This window comes from Arenibacter certesii DSM 19833, from assembly GCF_000429545.1.
In the GTDB taxonomy this organism is placed as follows: Bacteria; Bacteroidota; Bacteroidia; order Flavobacteriales; family Flavobacteriaceae; genus Arenibacter; species Arenibacter certesii.
Map to the genome: position 1 here is coordinate 196,693 of NZ_KE386914.1, position 15,102 is coordinate 211,794.

11 protein-coding genes are annotated in these 15,102 nt (G+C 39.3%); all 11 read right to left on the reverse strand.

All coding sequences use genetic code 11. The annotated features are described in order from the left end of the window. Positions 1–141 precede the first annotated feature (141 nt). Positions 142–1,302: an OmpA family protein gene (locus tag G466_RS0119685; RefSeq protein ID WP_026815147.1), complete on the reverse strand. Its 1,161-nt coding sequence runs from the start codon at positions 1,300–1,302 to the stop codon at positions 142–144. A gap of 1,256 nt (positions 1,303–2,558) precedes the next feature. Next, positions 2,559–3,725, reverse strand: a complete 1,167-nt coding sequence (locus G466_RS0119690; RefSeq protein WP_026815148.1) for an OmpA family protein — start codon at positions 3,723–3,725, stop codon at positions 2,559–2,561. Positions 3,726–3,995: 270 nt separating this feature from the next. Beyond that, positions 3,996–4,487, reverse strand: coding sequence for a hypothetical protein (locus tag G466_RS0119695; RefSeq protein WP_189356620.1), 492 nt, complete (start codon positions 4,485–4,487; stop codon positions 3,996–3,998). Positions 4,488–4,489: 2 nt separating this feature from the next. Next, on the reverse strand, positions 4,490–5,626 hold the full coding sequence (bshA, locus tag G466_RS0119700) for an N-acetyl-alpha-D-glucosaminyl L-malate synthase BshA (RefSeq protein WP_026815150.1): 1,137 nt from the start codon (positions 5,624–5,626) through the stop codon (positions 4,490–4,492). A 1,176-nt stretch (positions 5,627–6,802) separates the two neighbouring features. Next, positions 6,803–9,715, reverse strand: a complete 2,913-nt coding sequence (locus G466_RS0119705) for a glycoside hydrolase family 3 N-terminal domain-containing protein (protein WP_026815151.1) — start codon at positions 9,713–9,715, stop codon at positions 6,803–6,805. A 98-nt stretch (positions 9,716–9,813) separates the two neighbouring features. Beyond that, the gene (locus tag G466_RS0119710) at positions 9,814–10,296 is read right to left on the reverse strand and encodes a hypothetical protein (protein ID WP_026815152.1); all 483 of its coding nucleotides are present in this window, start codon (positions 10,294–10,296) and stop codon (positions 9,814–9,816) included. Positions 10,297–10,419: 123 nt separating this feature from the next. After that, a complete protein-coding gene (locus tag G466_RS0119715) occupies positions 10,420–11,211 on the reverse strand; it encodes a (Fe-S)-binding protein (RefSeq protein WP_026815153.1) in 792 nt (263 codons plus the stop codon). Positions 11,212–11,227: 16 nt separating this feature from the next. Beyond that, on the reverse strand, positions 11,228–12,553 hold the full coding sequence (locus G466_RS0119720) for a (Fe-S)-binding protein (protein WP_026815154.1): 1,326 nt from the start codon (positions 12,551–12,553) through the stop codon (positions 11,228–11,230). A gap of 3 nt (positions 12,554–12,556) precedes the next feature. Next, positions 12,557–13,522, reverse strand: a complete 966-nt coding sequence (locus tag G466_RS0119725; RefSeq protein ID WP_026815155.1) for an MlaD family protein — start codon at positions 13,520–13,522, stop codon at positions 12,557–12,559. A 19-nt stretch (positions 13,523–13,541) separates the two neighbouring features. Beyond that, a complete protein-coding gene (locus G466_RS24620; protein ID WP_262482355.1) occupies positions 13,542–13,670 on the reverse strand; it encodes a hypothetical protein in 129 nt (42 codons plus the stop codon). Between the two features lie 62 nt (positions 13,671–13,732). After that, on the reverse strand, positions 13,733–14,983 hold the full coding sequence (locus G466_RS0119735) for an N-acetylmuramoyl-L-alanine amidase family protein (protein ID WP_026815156.1): 1,251 nt from the start codon (positions 14,981–14,983) through the stop codon (positions 13,733–13,735). Between the last annotated feature and the right edge of the window lie 119 nt (positions 14,984–15,102).

The following is a 15,102-nucleotide window of genomic DNA, read 5'->3' on the forward strand; positions in this document are numbered from 1 at the left end:
AACGCATTAACAAATCTCCAAATCAATCCAATTGGTACATTAAACCCATAAAAAAAACACCAGCTACGCTCACAATATTTGAGCCATAGCTGGTGTTAAAAAATTTAGATTACGAAATCTTTGCTGAAACGCTAGTTCTAATTAGAAATTAGCAACTTCAAATTCCGATCTTCTGTTAACGCGGTGTTTGGATTCTGGACAGTACTTAGTACCATCACAGTCGTTCAACAACTTCTTCTTCCCGAAGCCTTCTCCGTTGAATCTACTGGCATCAATACTTTTCTCGTTCACCATATAATCGATGGTATTTTGTACCCTCTTCTCAGTTAACTTCAGGTTGTATTCTTGAGATCCTCTAGCATCTGCGTGAGACGTAACATACAAAGTTACGGTTGGATTTGCTTCCATGATTACAGCAAGCTTATCTAATCTATCTTTTTCTGCCTTGATAATTACAGAAGAATTGAAGGCGAAGTTTACATGACCTACATTCTTAACTTGATTTTCTATATCCAGTCTTCTTTGGTTTTCGGCCTCTTTTCTAGCTTGCTCTTCAGCAGCTAAACGCGCTTGCTCTTTTTCTTTTGCCAATCTCTCAGCAAGTAGTCGTGCCTCTTCTTCCGCTTTCTTAGCAGCGTTGATAGAATCTTGAACGCGTTGGTTTTCGTTGATTAAGTCCAATTTTTCCATTCCTCTTTTGGAAAGTCCTTTCTCTATACCGAAACGATATACTACCCCGGCAGCATGCTGAAAATGGTTCTCTGCATCTATTCCTATTTTACCCGCGCTACTAAAGTCCAATCCAAAACGATCGGAAAACCAAGTCCTGAAACCAACAACAGCGTTATAAGTCGCCATATCTTCGTCATTGGCCCTGGTATACCCCAATCCAACACCTACATAGGGATCAAAAAAACCGGTTTCTCCTATGATCTTGTTCAAATCATAGCTTAACCTAGCATCCACCGCATAATAATCCATTTCCTTAGTGTTCGGCACTCTATTGACTATTTTTCCTACTTTATATTTGTTATAGGATCCCATCGCTTCAATACCCAAACCATTTTTAAAATACCTTCCTATACTTATTCTAGAAGGATAGGCCAAGGCATTCCAATTGTCCTTTACATTGAACAATTGCTCGAATCGATAATCGGAATTATCCACAAAATTGTACCCTAAGCCAACCATCCATGCGCTTTTGACAATAGAGTCCTTAGCTGTGAGCTGCAGCTCCTGGGCCGAATTAACATTAAATGAAGCTACAAATAATGCTACCAAAATAAACCTCAAAAATTTCATAATTTTATAAATTAGATCAATTGGTAAAAATAACTAGATTTTTAAGTGCGGCAACTAATATTCCACAAAACACAGATATTCTCGACTATAGCGTTTCCCCTGCATATAGCTGGACTTTTTTCAATAAAAAATTAGCGATAAAAAATTAGCAATGGGCTCCGTATTCAGTGAACGGTGATCAGTAATCAGTGGTCAGTTTTCTAGTAGTATGATACCAGTATGGAGACGGGTTCAGGTTTCAGTAATCGGTAATCAGTAAACAGTTTTATTCAATAAACAATGACTTCAGTGTTCAGTTGTCGGTAATCAGTTTTCTAGATACCAGTATTGAGATGGTTTCAGGTTTCAGTGAACAATATCTTCAGTGTTCAGTAATCGGTGATCAGTAAACAGTTTTATTCAATAAACAATAAACAATAAACAATAAGCAATAAGCAGTTAGCAATGGGTTCCGTATTCAGTGAACGGTTTACTAGTATTAAGTACAAAGTAGTTAGTATTGAGATGGGTTCAGGTTTCAGTAAACAATATCTTCAGTGTTCAGTAATCGGTGAACAGTGGTCAGTTTTCAGTTGGCGGCAAAAGAGGTGTGATTTCTCTCCCTATGGATCGGGACGTTATGAAAAGTCCTTCTCTGGGGCAATTAAATAAATCCTAAAAAATCATCCCTTCCGTCTTTTGTCCGGAAAAAAAGGAACAAGAGAAGAGCTGAATTAATTCATTACAATGAAGTTCATCGCTATTTCGTTACATTACTATAGTGATACATTAATCCCGTCAATGATAATAAACGATAGTGAAGAGAACACACACAAGTAGCTCACTGACCTATTCTTGCTAGGGTGATTGCTCTTATAACGGGTACTAGGACATTTCGAAAAAAAACTTATATCGAATTGCATGAATCCCTATTTTTCCAAATTAACGCATTAACAAATCTCCAAATCAATCCAATTGATACATTAATTCAGTCAGTTCGCATGAACGATAGTGAAGAGAACTCACACAAGTAGCTCTCTGACCTATTCTTGCTAGGGTGATTGCTCTTATAACGGGTACTAGGACATTTCGAAAAACACCTTATATCGAATTGTATGAATCCCTATTTCCAAATTAACGCATTAACAAATCTCCAAATCGATCCAATTGGCACATTAAACCCATAAAAAAAACACCAGCTATTCTCAAAATGCTTGAGCAATAGCTGGTGTTAAAAAATGTAGTGAACTAAATCTTTGTCGAAACGCTAGTTCTAATTAGAAATTAGCAACTTCAAACTCCGATCTTCTGTTAACTCTATGCTTAGACTCAGGGCAGTACTTAGTACCATCACAGTCGTTCAATAACTTCTTCTTACCGAAGCCTTCTCCGTTGAATCTACTAGCATCAATACCTTTCTCGTTCACCATATAGTCTATAGTGTTCTGTACTCGCTTCTCAGTTAATTTCAAGTTGTATTCTTGAGATCCTCTAGCATCTGCGTGAGAGGTAACATGCAAAGTAACCGTTGGATTCGCTTCCATGATTACAGCAAGCTTATCTAATCTATCTTTCTCAGCTTTAGTTACTGCAGAAGAATTGAATAGGAAGATTACGTGCCCTACTTCTTTAACTTGCTGCTCGATTTCTAATCTTCTTTGTTTTTCAGCCTCTTGTCTAGCTTGCTCTTCAGCAGCTAAACGCGCTTGCTCTTTTTCTTTAGCCAATCTCTCAGCAAGAAGTCGTGCCTCTTCCTCCGCTTTCTTAGCAGCGTTGATAGAATCTTGAACGCGTTGGTTCTCGTTGATCAAGGCTAATTTTTCCCTTCCTTTTTTGGAAAGTCCTTTCTCAATACCAAAACGGTAAACAGCACCAGCTGAATGTTGCAAATGGTTACCTTCATCACTCATACTCCATTTTCCAGTAGTACTAATATCCAATCCAAAACGATCTGAGAACCAAGTCCTAAAACCAAGAACAGCGTTGTAAGTTCCAAAAGATTTGTTGTTCGCATCAGTATACCCTAATCCACCTCCAACATAAGGATCAAAGAAACCGGTTTCTCCAATAATCTTGTTAAGGTCATACGTCAACCTAGCATCAATTCCAAAGTAGTCAGATTCGGTAGTGTTTACACGACTATCAATCAATTTACCTACTTTGTATTTATTGTAGGTACCAATTGCTTCAATACCCAAACCACTTTCAAAATATCTTCCGATACTTAGTCTTGATGGATAAGCTAATGCGTTCCAATGGTCTGTATCGAACTTATCACCAATGTCGGTACCCGTACCAGCATCATCTACAAAGTTGTAACCTAAGCCTACCATCCAGGAGCTTTTGACAATATGATCCTTATCCGTCAAACGCAACTCCTGCGCCGAATTTATATTAAAGGAAAGGACCAGTAAAAAAACTAAACCAAATCTACATGCTTTCATCAAAACTCTTTTTAAAATTTTTAATTTATTAATCGCCAAAATTAAGCCAAAATTCGCTTACAAACTATAAAATTCTTATTAAAATTCCCTTAAATGCAATAATACTCGTCATTCTACGTTTAATAGGTTTTTTCTGAAGCCATTTCTTACATATTCTTTATTTCATCGATAAAAAAACCGCTTCAACCGCTTTATTTAACCTAACTTTTTGTTAATCACTATTTTACAACAACATAATATAAGACAATTTGACCGATTTATACTGTAAGATTATTCTTTATTAAGATACTCTTTATTCTTAAATAAAACAACTTTTTTGGCTGTTTGTGGAATAGAATAGATGCAAAATGGAGTAGTACTGATACCTGAATTCACTTTTTTTAAAGGAATTTTATTCTCTACTCCTACCCAAATACTATCTCTAAATTCTTTTTTTATACATAGTTCCAAATCTTTTTGGCCGCTAATTCTACCGGAGCTATAAAACAACAGTATATTTTCCTTAAAATCTACCGCCGGTACAGGAATCCCTGGCTTTCTGGTCTTATTGATGTGTGAAAAGAGCATTTTTAACGCTTTCTCCCCCCTGATCACCTGAAAAGTGGGCTCCATACTATTACTATAATCACCCCGCATCACCAAGTGAAGACTGCTAGTAGGCTCCTCCTCCTTATCGACTTTATCAGATGCCGACTTCCGTTGTGCTGAGCACGATAGGCTCATTGCCAACAGTAGATAAAGAATAGCGCACCTTAGATGCATCCTTAATTTTTCTCTAACTCAGAAAAGGCCTTTTCATAGACCGCCTCATAAAGTGGCAGGACTTTTAGAATATCAAAATCCAAAGCGGCATTATAGGCATTCTCTTTAAACTTCTCTAACGTTTCATCGTCCTTTAGTATTTTTAGGGCATTCTCTGCCATCTCCTCTACATTGCCTACCTCACTTAAATATCCGCTAATACCCTGCTTATTTACCTCCGGAATTCCGCCTGTATTACTGGATACTACCGCTACGCGGTTGATCATTGCCTCTAGTGCTGCCAAACCAAAACTCTCCGTTTGGGAAGGCAATAAAAAGAGGTCCGAAAAACAAAGTATTCTGTCTACCTCATTACTATTACCCAAAAAAATTACTTTATCCTCAATCCCTAGATCTACACACAGCTGCTCTGCGCCTTCTTTCTCTGGCCCCTCTCCCACCATCACTAATTTTGCGGGAATCTTATTCTGTATCTTATGGAAAATGTGAATTACATCGGGAATTCGCTTTACCTGCCTAAAATTACTGATATGGGTAATAATCCGCTCATGGTCTTCTGCCATTAAGGAACGCTGACAATCGGTAAATACAGTGTTGTATTTTCGTTTATCGATAAAATTAGGAATCACTTCTATTTCCTTTTTTATATCGAATATTTCCAGGGTACTCTTCTTTAAATTTTCTGATACGGAAGTAACTACATCGGACTTATTGATGCTAAAGGTTACTGCCGGTTTGTAAAAGGGGTGCTTCCCTACCAGGGTAATATCCGTCCCGTGCAGCGTAGTCACCATAGGAATATAGATGCCGTCTTCCTCCAACATCTTCTTCGCCATATACCCTGCATAGGCATGGGGAATGGCATAGTGCACATGTAACAACTCTATTCCATGCAATTTTATGGTATCTACCAATTTACTGGACAGCGCCAGTTCATAAGGTTGGTAATGGAACAAGGGGTATTCCGGTACATTTACTTCATGAAAATGAATTTTATTGCTCAACAACTCGAGCCGTACCGGTTGCCTATAGGTGATAAAATGAATCTCGTGCCCCCTATTGGCAAGGGCAATCCCTAATTCCGTGGCCACGACCCCACTTCCCCCAAATGTGGGATAACATACTATTGCTATTTTCACTCGATTTTTTTTTAATAGATTATGGAAACCTTAGTCTCCTAATAAAGATAGAAATTACAGGTGATCCCATAATTCCCACCAAGGTGAAATCCCTTGGGCTATAAATTTATTTAAAATTTCTTTGTACACGGCATCTTTTCAGAATAAAGGGACGTTTTCCATGAACAATAAACAAATAAACAAGGGGATAGGAAAATGAAGAAAAGAAATGGGTTCAGTGTTCAGTGAATGGTGATCAGTAATCAGTAATCAGTGGTCAGTAATCAGTGGTCAGTAATCGGTAAACAGTAAACAGTTTTCTTCAATAAACAATAAGCAATGGGTTCAGTGTTCAGTGAATGGTGATCAGTAATCAGTAATCAGTGGTCAGTAATCAGTGGTCAGTAATCGGTAAACAGTAAACAGTTTTCTTCAATAAACAATAAGCAATGGGTTCAGTGTTCAGTGAATGGTGATCAGTAATCAGTAATCAGTGGTCAGTAATCAGTGGTCAGTAATCAGTGGTCAGTAATCGGTGGTCAGTAATCGGTGATCAGTAATCAGTAATCAGTGGTCAGTAATCGGTGAACAGTAAACAGTTTTCTTCAGTTAACAATAACTTCAGTGTTCAGTTGTCAGTCAACGGTAATCAGTTTTCAGTTGGCGGCAAAAGAGGTGTGATTTCTTTCCCAACGGGTACGGTGACATTTCGAAAAGCAACTTAGTTCGAATTGCATGAACCCCTATTTCCAAATTAACCCATCTACAATTCCCCAAATTAAATGAAGTTTTGGCTAAAGCCCTCTCTCCTGCACCAACTTTAATCCACGGGCTAAAACGCCGTGGCTATTCAAAAAATCTTCTTGTTTCATTAAACCATTGCAATTTTTTAAAGTGTATTCCTAAAAAGTCAGATGATTTAATTGAAAACTCAGTGGCATCAGCCGTACCCAATTTTGTAGTTTACCTGCCGTAGGTATGCGGAACAGAAGGGCATCAAAGAAAAAATACTAAGTATACAAAAATCGAATACTTAGCCAGCAACCCAAGAAATTAAAAAAGCTTTGAAAAGGAATAGGAATTATAGAGATGCTTACCTCAAAACAACTCCATAAAGAATAAAATAAAAATTATCGAGAAACTTTAAGCTCCCGTCCGGAACCTTACTTAACGAGCAAACAAAAAAGAAATGGAGTACTAATTTAAAATCGCCTCATAAATCTTTTCTTGAATCCTTGTTCTAAGTCCAGATTTTATTAAAAGGGTATTGGTAGCCGTAGGGAAGGTTCTATTGGATAAAAACACATAGACCAAATCTTCTTCTGGATCTGCCCAGGTATACGTGCCTGTAAATCCGCTATGGCCAAAACTTTTTCTTGAAACCAACTTACTCGCCGGTCCCCCACCCCTGGGTTCTGGTTTATCGAAACCTACGCCCCTTCTTACATTATTACCGCAGAAATAACAGGTGTTGAATTTTTTTACCGTTCTGCTCTCTAAAAACTGTTGTCCCCCATAATAGCCGTCCTGAAGGTACATCTGCATAATCTTAGCCACATCATTGGCATTGCTGAAGAGTCCGGCGTGACCTCCAATGCCCCCTTGCATAGCGGCGGCCATATCGTGCACATACCCCTGCACTCGTTGGTAGCGGTAATAATTATCATCTTCAGAAGGAACTATATCACTCTTTAAAAATCGCTTCAAGGGATTATAACCCGTATGGGTTGCTCCAATAGGCTTATATAAAAAATCGTTTGCTAATTTTCCTAGATCGGTGTTGTACGTATTCTCGATATATTTTTTCATCACAAAAAAAGCCAGGTCACTATAGCGATACCTATTGGCCTTTAGCGTCTGCCTTCCTATCCTATTATATATGGAATCTTTATACGTATCGGCAATATACAAATGGTCTGCTACCTGTACCGAAAACCCATCGGTCACCTGATTGCGATAAAATTCTGCAGAAGGTTTTCTATTCTCATCCAGGGTACTCAGGTAAAAAGCGATCCACGCAGGTAACCTACCGTAATGGGATAATGCTTTTAAAACAGTCACGTTACGTAAGTCCGACTTAGAAAAGGAAGGGATAAGTTCTTCAAAAGTAGTATTTAGCTCCAGTGTTCCTTCTTCTTCCATCTTCATAACCAACGGAAGCGTAGCCAATATTTTGGTAAGGGAAGCCAGATCATATAAATGGTCCGTGGTAATCTTCTCGTCGGAGTCATAGGTAGGCTTTCCAAAGCCCTTGTTATAGACCACTTTCCCTTTCCTTGCCACCAATACCTGGGCACCAGGGAACATAAGGGAATCCATTCCCCCTTGCACCATTTTATCTATTTGCGCCAATTTACTGGAACTTAACCCTACTCGCTCTGGAATACTATATCCCAAACGCTTAAGGGAAGGCACAGCGACTGTAGTGTTTACTGGGAAGTCGGAATGCGAACTTACCGGCAGCACCCCTTTGGCTTCTATAGCACCAAAGATAGCCTGTGCCGTTTTTTCCTGTGCTATCTTGCTATTTTGATAACCTACCACTACCGCATCAATATTTTCGAAGGTGGGAATATCCAACAACGCATAAGGCCTTGCAAACAGCGCCAATATAAGATTAGACGTCCGTTCGGCAGCAATTTGCTGCAACCAATCTATTTCCCGTTTGCTAAATTTGTACGACTTCCATGGATTGGCATTGCTCTTATGGAATCCGACGATCACCAAATTATAGGCTTTTAAACCTGCTTTTAGCGTAGCAATATCCTTCCCGTTAATCTGGGTGACTTTCGCATATTTATTAAGCTCCTCTACAAAGGGATCACTATTATCATCACCAAATTTTACATAGGCAATCTTTTTGTTCTCCAGTTTTTTAATCGCCAATAGGGAAACGTTATTTTTTACGACAGTAATAGCATTTTCTATAGCCTCTTCATAGATCATATCGTCTTCCAAGGAGTTTAGGTTCTTATAGAGGTTATCCAGTTTAATGGGGCTATATCGATGCAACCCTACCTTATATTTGGCCATCAATATTTTCTTTACCGAATAGGCCAGTCTGTTTTCCGTAATCCTACCATTTTTATAAGCCTCTAATAGTTTAGCTTTTGCCTTAGGTACATCTAAAGGCATTAGGAGAATATCATTCCCCGCTAAAAATGCAGCCAGTTCCACTTCGCCTTCCTTGGCATAATTAGCGACTCCCTGCATATTTAATGCATCGGTAAAAACCAATCCCTTAAAGTTTAACTGTTCTTTTAGCACAGCGCCAATAATCTGCTCGGATAAGGAAGAGGGAAATCCTTCTTTTATTTCCAAGGCGGGAACACTTAAATGCGCCACCATTACACTGCTCAGCCCTTCTTTGATCAGTTTTCTATAGGGATAAAGTTCAATACTATCTAAGCGTTCCCTACTAAAATCGATGACGGGTAGTGCCTTGTGCGAATCGACCTCCGTATCTCCATGACCGGGGAAATGTTTTCCGCTAGACAATACACCAGCGCCTTCCATTCCTTTCATAAAAGCAATTCCCTTTTGAGCGACATTTTCCCTATCCTCCCCAAAAGAACGGTTTCCGATGATGGGGTTTTTTGGGTTGATGTTGATGTCGATATCCGGGGCAAAATTTATATGCACCCCCAATCGCTTGGCATGCCTCCCAATTTGATGCCCTACTTTCTCTACAATCGCATTATCGGTAATCGCTCCCAAAGTCATGTTCCATGGAAAGGCGTAAGTAGAATCTAAACGCATGGCCAAGCCCCATTCCGCGTCCATCCCGATCATTAGGGGAATCTTAGAATGTTTCTGAAATTCGTTGGTCAGCTGTGCCTGTCTTACGGGACCTCCAGTAGAAAAGATTAAACCTCCTAAATGGTGGTCCCTAATCAGTTGCTTTGTTCTTTCTGCACTTGCCTTGCCCTGATCCGAATGAACCATGATCATAAAAAGTTGCCCTAGCTTTTCATCTAGGGTCATTTTTTGGTAGGTAGCTTCTACCCATGCACGTTGCTGAACACTATCCTTTGTCACCAAAGGATTTCCCTGACCGTGTATTGTTAAAAAAGAGATGAAAAATAAAAAGAAAAAAGAATTGATTCGCATAAACAAATTTCTAAAATTATAAGCGAGCCTTATGCCCTTAATGATAAAATATTAGGGTGCTTTCAAAAAACAAGCCAAAAGAGGGATGTTGAGAAATATTACATAAATCGGGCGTGCCAACTTTCGGAAGCAGGAACTTCCCAGTGGTTTTCGTACTCTTGTTTGTTGGTCACCAAATTATTAAAAACGATGGTGTTTTTAGAAACCGCCTTTTGTTTCGCCATTTTCCTAAAATCGGACAAGGGCTTATAAGCCACGAATTCTCCTTGTTTGTAGGAAACATTCATTTTATCCAATAGGCTGATGTCGTATTTCTTTTCCAACTGCTGTATAAAAGCTACAGAAGCATCTATGGAACATCCTGATGCCGCTGTGATGGACTGATCCAACGCGAGCACAATAAACCTATTATAGCGAATCTCACAACCTGCACGCAGATCGCTGCCGTGGGCCGTCCAACCCTCTATAAATTCATTTAATAGTGTTTTCACCTCACTAAGCTCCTCCTGAGAAAAACTTCTACTCGCCTGGTAGATCCAAACTCTTGCATCATCTGGTAACGTACTGAACTCTACTAACATTTTTAAGTTTTATATTTTGCCCAAAATTCATTTTTTGGGTAGCTATTAATTATTTATTTGATTCCTTTCCTTGCTCACCTTCTTAGCACTGGCACAACGTATGGAATGCCAATCTGAAGACGTTTAAAGATCCTCTGCTTGGGCAATTAATTCGGCTATATCCATAACCGCAATGGAAGCTTCCTTATCCTTTCCCTTAACCCCGTCTGTCATCATAGTATTACAGAAGGGACATCCTGCAGCAATAATATCTGGGGTTACTTCTATTGCCTGCTCTGTTCGCTCTATATTGATGTCCTTATTTCCTTTCTCAGGCTCTTTAAACATCTGTGCTCCACCGGCCCCACAACACAATCCGCGCGACTTACAGCTTTTCATTTCTACGAGTTCTGCATCCAATTTTCTAATGAGATCCCGTGGTGCCTCATATACATTATTGGCCCTACCAAGGTAACAAGGATCGTGAAAGGTAATTCGCTTTCCTTTAAACTGTCCGCCTTCCACAGCAATGCGGCCCGATTCCAATAGGTGTTTTAAGAACTGCGTATGGTGTACTACTTCGTAATTACCTCCTAGCCCTGGATATTCGTTTTTTATGGTATTGAAACAATGCGGACATGCGGTAACTATCTTTTTCACCTCATAGGCGTTTAACACCTCTATATTGGTAACGGCCTGCATTTGGAACAAAAACTCGTTTCCCGCTCTCTTGGCCGGATCACCAGTACAACTTTCCTCGGTTCCCAATACGGCAAAACTCACCTTGGCCTTGTTCAATATCTTAACAAAAGCCTTGGTTATTTTTTTGGCCCTATCGTCAAAGCTTCCAGCGCAACCTACCCAGAATAACACATCGGGCTGTTGTCCTGCTGCAGAAAGTTCGACCATGGTAGGCACTTTTAATTCATTTTCCATTCTAACCTATCTTTTATTACGATTCCTTGGACCAATTATTTCTATCCATCTGATTAAAAGGCCAGGGCGCCCCGTTGTTTTCTATATTGCCCATCATATTATTTAAATCTGATGGGGCGGCAGATTGCTCCATTACCAGATACTGCCTCATATCCATGATAATGGATAAGGGATCTATACTTATAGGACACGCTTCTACACAGGCATTACAGGTGGTACATGCCCAAAGCTCCTCATTCGTGATATAATCTCCTAATAATTGCTTTCCATCTGGTACAAACACCCCTTTATTGGCATCCATATTTTTCCCCACCTCTTCTAATCTATCCCTAGTATCCATCATAATCTTTCTAGGGGATAGTTTTTTTCCGGTGATATTAGCGGGACATTCACTGGTACAGCGGCCGCACTCCGTACAGGTATAGGCATTTAATAACTGCGTCCATTTTAAATCCATCACGTCCGAAGCACCAAATTTTTCTGGTAGCGGTGCATTTTCATCGGGAGCGGCAAAAGGATCTGCAGAAGGATCCATCATTAACTTTACCTCTTTGGTTACGGAATCCAAATTATCAAACTGTCCCTTAGGTCGTACTTTTCCAAAATAGGTATTAGGGAAAGCCAACAGGATATGTAGATGCTTGGAATAGTATAGGTAATTAAGGAATAGCAATATTCCCACAATGTGCAACCACCAAGCTGCGCGCTCCAATATAATAATAGAAGAGACGGACATATCTTGGAATAATGGTGCTATAAACTGACTTACAGGAAAGGCCCCTGCTTTAGTATAATGCGCCACATCCATTTGCTGCAACTGATAATCAGCTGCATTCATGGTTAGGAAAAGCACCATCAATACAAATTCTATATACAGAATTAGATTCCCGTCCTTCTTGGGCCATCCGGCCATCTCTGGATTTAAAAATCGCTTTAACTTAATAATGTTTCTACGTACCCAAAATAAGAATACCGCCACAATGACCAACAAGGCCAAAATTTCAAAAGAACCGATCAGGAAACTATAAAATCCGCCTAAAAAGGCAAACAGCCTATGCGTCCCCAATAATCCGTCCAATATTATTTCTAGGACCTCTATATTGATAATTATAAATCCTACGTAAACAATAATATGCAGAAACCCTGCTATAGGGCGAACGACCATTTTACTTTGCCCCAATGCAATCGCAATCATATTTTTCCACCGCTGGGAGGTATGGTCACTGGTATCTACCGACTTTCCCAACTTTATGTTGCGGATAAGTTTTTTTACATTTTTAGTGAAAAATGCAATACCGGTAACAAGTAAGATTGCAAATAGAATGTTGGGGATATAATCCATGGTTTAGTTGGTTATTTCTTCCGCCGGGTCATCGGACGGAACGGTATACTCTTTTTGTTTTTTTCCAAATACAGAAACGTTTACATAGCGCTTAGGGTTTAAACGGAAATCTTGAAGCAAGAGGTCCAACTGCTTGGAAGCATCAGTAAGGTTATTATACAGGGTTTGGTCGTTAACCAATTTTCCTAAGGAGCCGTCTCCATTTTCTATTTTTGCCAGTACAACGTTTAGATCGTTGACCGTAGACTGCAATCCCTTCATAGTTTCTCCCAAGCCTGCATTGGCCAAAGAATCTGATAATTTATTAAAATTATCAGTGATATCGCTTATATTACTAATGGATTTCTGTAAATTATCCTTATTACTGTTCATTATTGAATTAAGCGCATCTGCGCTCCCCTGAAAACTCTTTACCATAGTATTGAGGCCGGCAATACTTTCCCTTAGGTCTTTCTTTGCCTTTGGATCCAACACCTCATTTACACTGATCAGTAAAGAATCGGCATTAGAAACAGCATCCTCCACTTTTTGCTGTAAAGGAGTTATCTTTTGCTGTAATAATTCTGTTAATCCAGGTCTACTGGCCGCTGCTAAGGTATCCCCTGAGACTGCCTCTGGTGCCCCATCAAAAACCGGTTTTATCTGGATGCCCTTCCCTCCTATTATACCGGTATCATAAATCTCTGCCAAACTATTTTTGGAGAAAGAGAAGTCGTTGCTCACCGTAAAAGTGACCAATAAATTACCGGAGGCATCGTTAAACCGGATGTCTTTCACTTTCCCAACAGAAAAACCGTTGATGGTCACTTGCGTCCCAGATTGGAGTCCGCCTACATGTTGATACACGGAATAAAAGGTCTTACTATTATCGAATAGTGGTGAGGATTTTAAATAACTAAATCCTAAAATGAATAACAGAATACCACCAATAACAATAATTCCTGTTTTTACTTCTCTAGATATTTTCATATGTAGCTATTAATTCTTTTTATAATGATCCTACTTTGGCTCCGCTCCATACCGGTATATAACCCTGCCCTAGGGAGGTAGCCGTGCTCAAAGGCTGACCGGCCCGCATAGATTTTGTTTTCTGCGACCCGTTTTCGGCCATGCTCATTTAAAAAGAGTATATTTTTCGGTTGCAAACAAAATTAGAAATAATTTTAATAAGACTGGGCATTATTCGGAAAGGTATTTAAGTGCCTCACTTTCAGAAATGCGCTTTCCGTCCTTATAGGCAACAATATACGATGTAGTATATCCTTTGGCAACAGCATTTCTTTTTAGCAAGGTAGCTTGAAAATGGTCTCCCGTCTCCCCGTACATGTACCTATTTAAGTCATTATAATTTTCTATGGACAAGGTATTTAACCCCTTAAAGTTTTCTGATTGCAATGGAATGTTTTTTGCACTTGCAAATATTTGCACTTTAAATACGATATGGGCGGCATTCCCAACAGGCTTTTTGGAATCGTTATTTACTTGCTCACTTGCATTTGCCACTTCTTCATCCGATTGGTCCTTAACGACCACCTTAGGCTTAGACACCGTTTTAGACCCTTTATCAGAAGCACCTACTTTAGCTCCCGGTTTGGTCTTATTTGCATCTATAATCACCAACGTATTTTTTTTAGCGGGTGGCTCCACAGAGACTACGTATTCTTTTTTATAGGAGAGAATAGCATCTGCGATAGCCGCTGCCATTTCTTCTTTACCTCTTTTGGAGTTTAGATAGGCGCCTTCGTTTTTATTGGTCAAAAATCCCGTTTCTACCAATACACTGGGCATAAATGTTTGATGTAGCACAATAAATCCGGCCTGCTTCACCTTACGGTCATTCCTTTTTAATTTTTGGGAGAAATTGTCCTGCATCAATTTGGCAAGATTTATACTTTGATCTAAAAATTCCTCTTGCATAATAGTAAGGCCAATAACGGATTCTGGCGAATTTATATTATAGTCGGCATATCTTGTCTCATAATCATCCTCCAAATAAATTACGGAGTTTTCCTTTTTGGCAATCTCAAAGTTTTGCTGATTGGCATGCAGTCCTAAAACAAAAGTTCCGGCGCCATGGGCATTTGAGGTATGGGAATCGCAATGCACGGAAACAAAAAGATCTGCATTTGCTTTATTGGCAATTTCACCACGCTTAAAAAGATCTACAAAAGTATCGTCCTTCCTGGTATAGATAACTTTGATTCTGGGGTCTTTCTCCAAAATCTTCCCAGCACCCAAAACAATCCCCAAGGCAATATTTTTTTCTAGATAGCCATTCCCCGTATTCCCGGGATCATGACCGCCATGACCAGCATCTAACACCACAATGAACTTATCATCATTGTCTTCCTCGGTTGTTTTTTTGTCAAATGATACGAGTAAGAATGCTGAAAGAAGAATTGATATATGGAGGAAACGTTTTAATTTCATATCGAAAGTTGTAATTTGATCACTATATTAGGTTAAATTTATTGCAATACGCTACTAGCAGAACAAAAAATATATGTAGTTTTGATCCCGAATTATTGCCGAAACCGTTACAAAAATAG

Excerpts from the sequence above, each read along its gene's own strand:
- G466_RS0119735 (WP_026815156.1), bottom strand. The coding sequence starts at position 14,983 with ATGAAATTAAAACGTTTCCTCCATATATCAATTCTTCTTTCAGCATTC.
- G466_RS0119720 (WP_026815154.1), bottom strand. The coding sequence starts at position 12,553 with ATGGATTATATCCCCAACATTCTATTTGCAATCTTACTTGTTACCGGT.
- G466_RS0119715 (WP_026815153.1), bottom strand. The coding sequence starts at position 11,211 with ATGGAAAATGAATTAAAAGTGCCTACCATGGTCGAACTTTCTGCAGCA.
- G466_RS0119725 (WP_026815155.1), bottom strand. The coding sequence starts at position 13,522 with ATGAAAATATCTAGAGAAGTAAAAACAGGAATTATTGTTATTGGTGGT.
- G466_RS0119690 (WP_026815148.1), bottom strand. The coding sequence starts at position 3,725 with ATGAAAGCATGTAGATTTGGTTTAGTTTTTTTACTGGTCCTTTCCTTT.
- G466_RS0119685 (WP_026815147.1), bottom strand. The coding sequence starts at position 1,302 with ATGAAATTTTTGAGGTTTATTTTGGTAGCATTATTTGTAGCTTCATTT.
- G466_RS24620 (WP_262482355.1), bottom strand. The coding sequence starts at position 13,670 with ATGAGCATGGCCGAAAACGGGTCGCAGAAAACAAAATCTATGCGGGCC.
- G466_RS0119695 (WP_189356620.1), bottom strand. The coding sequence starts at position 4,487 with ATGCATCTAAGGTGCGCTATTCTTTATCTACTGTTGGCAATGAGCCTA.
- G466_RS0119710 (WP_026815152.1), bottom strand. The coding sequence starts at position 10,296 with ATGTTAGTAGAGTTCAGTACGTTACCAGATGATGCAAGAGTTTGGATC.
- G466_RS0119705 (WP_026815151.1), bottom strand. The coding sequence starts at position 9,715 with ATGCGAATCAATTCTTTTTTCTTTTTATTTTTCATCTCTTTTTTAACA.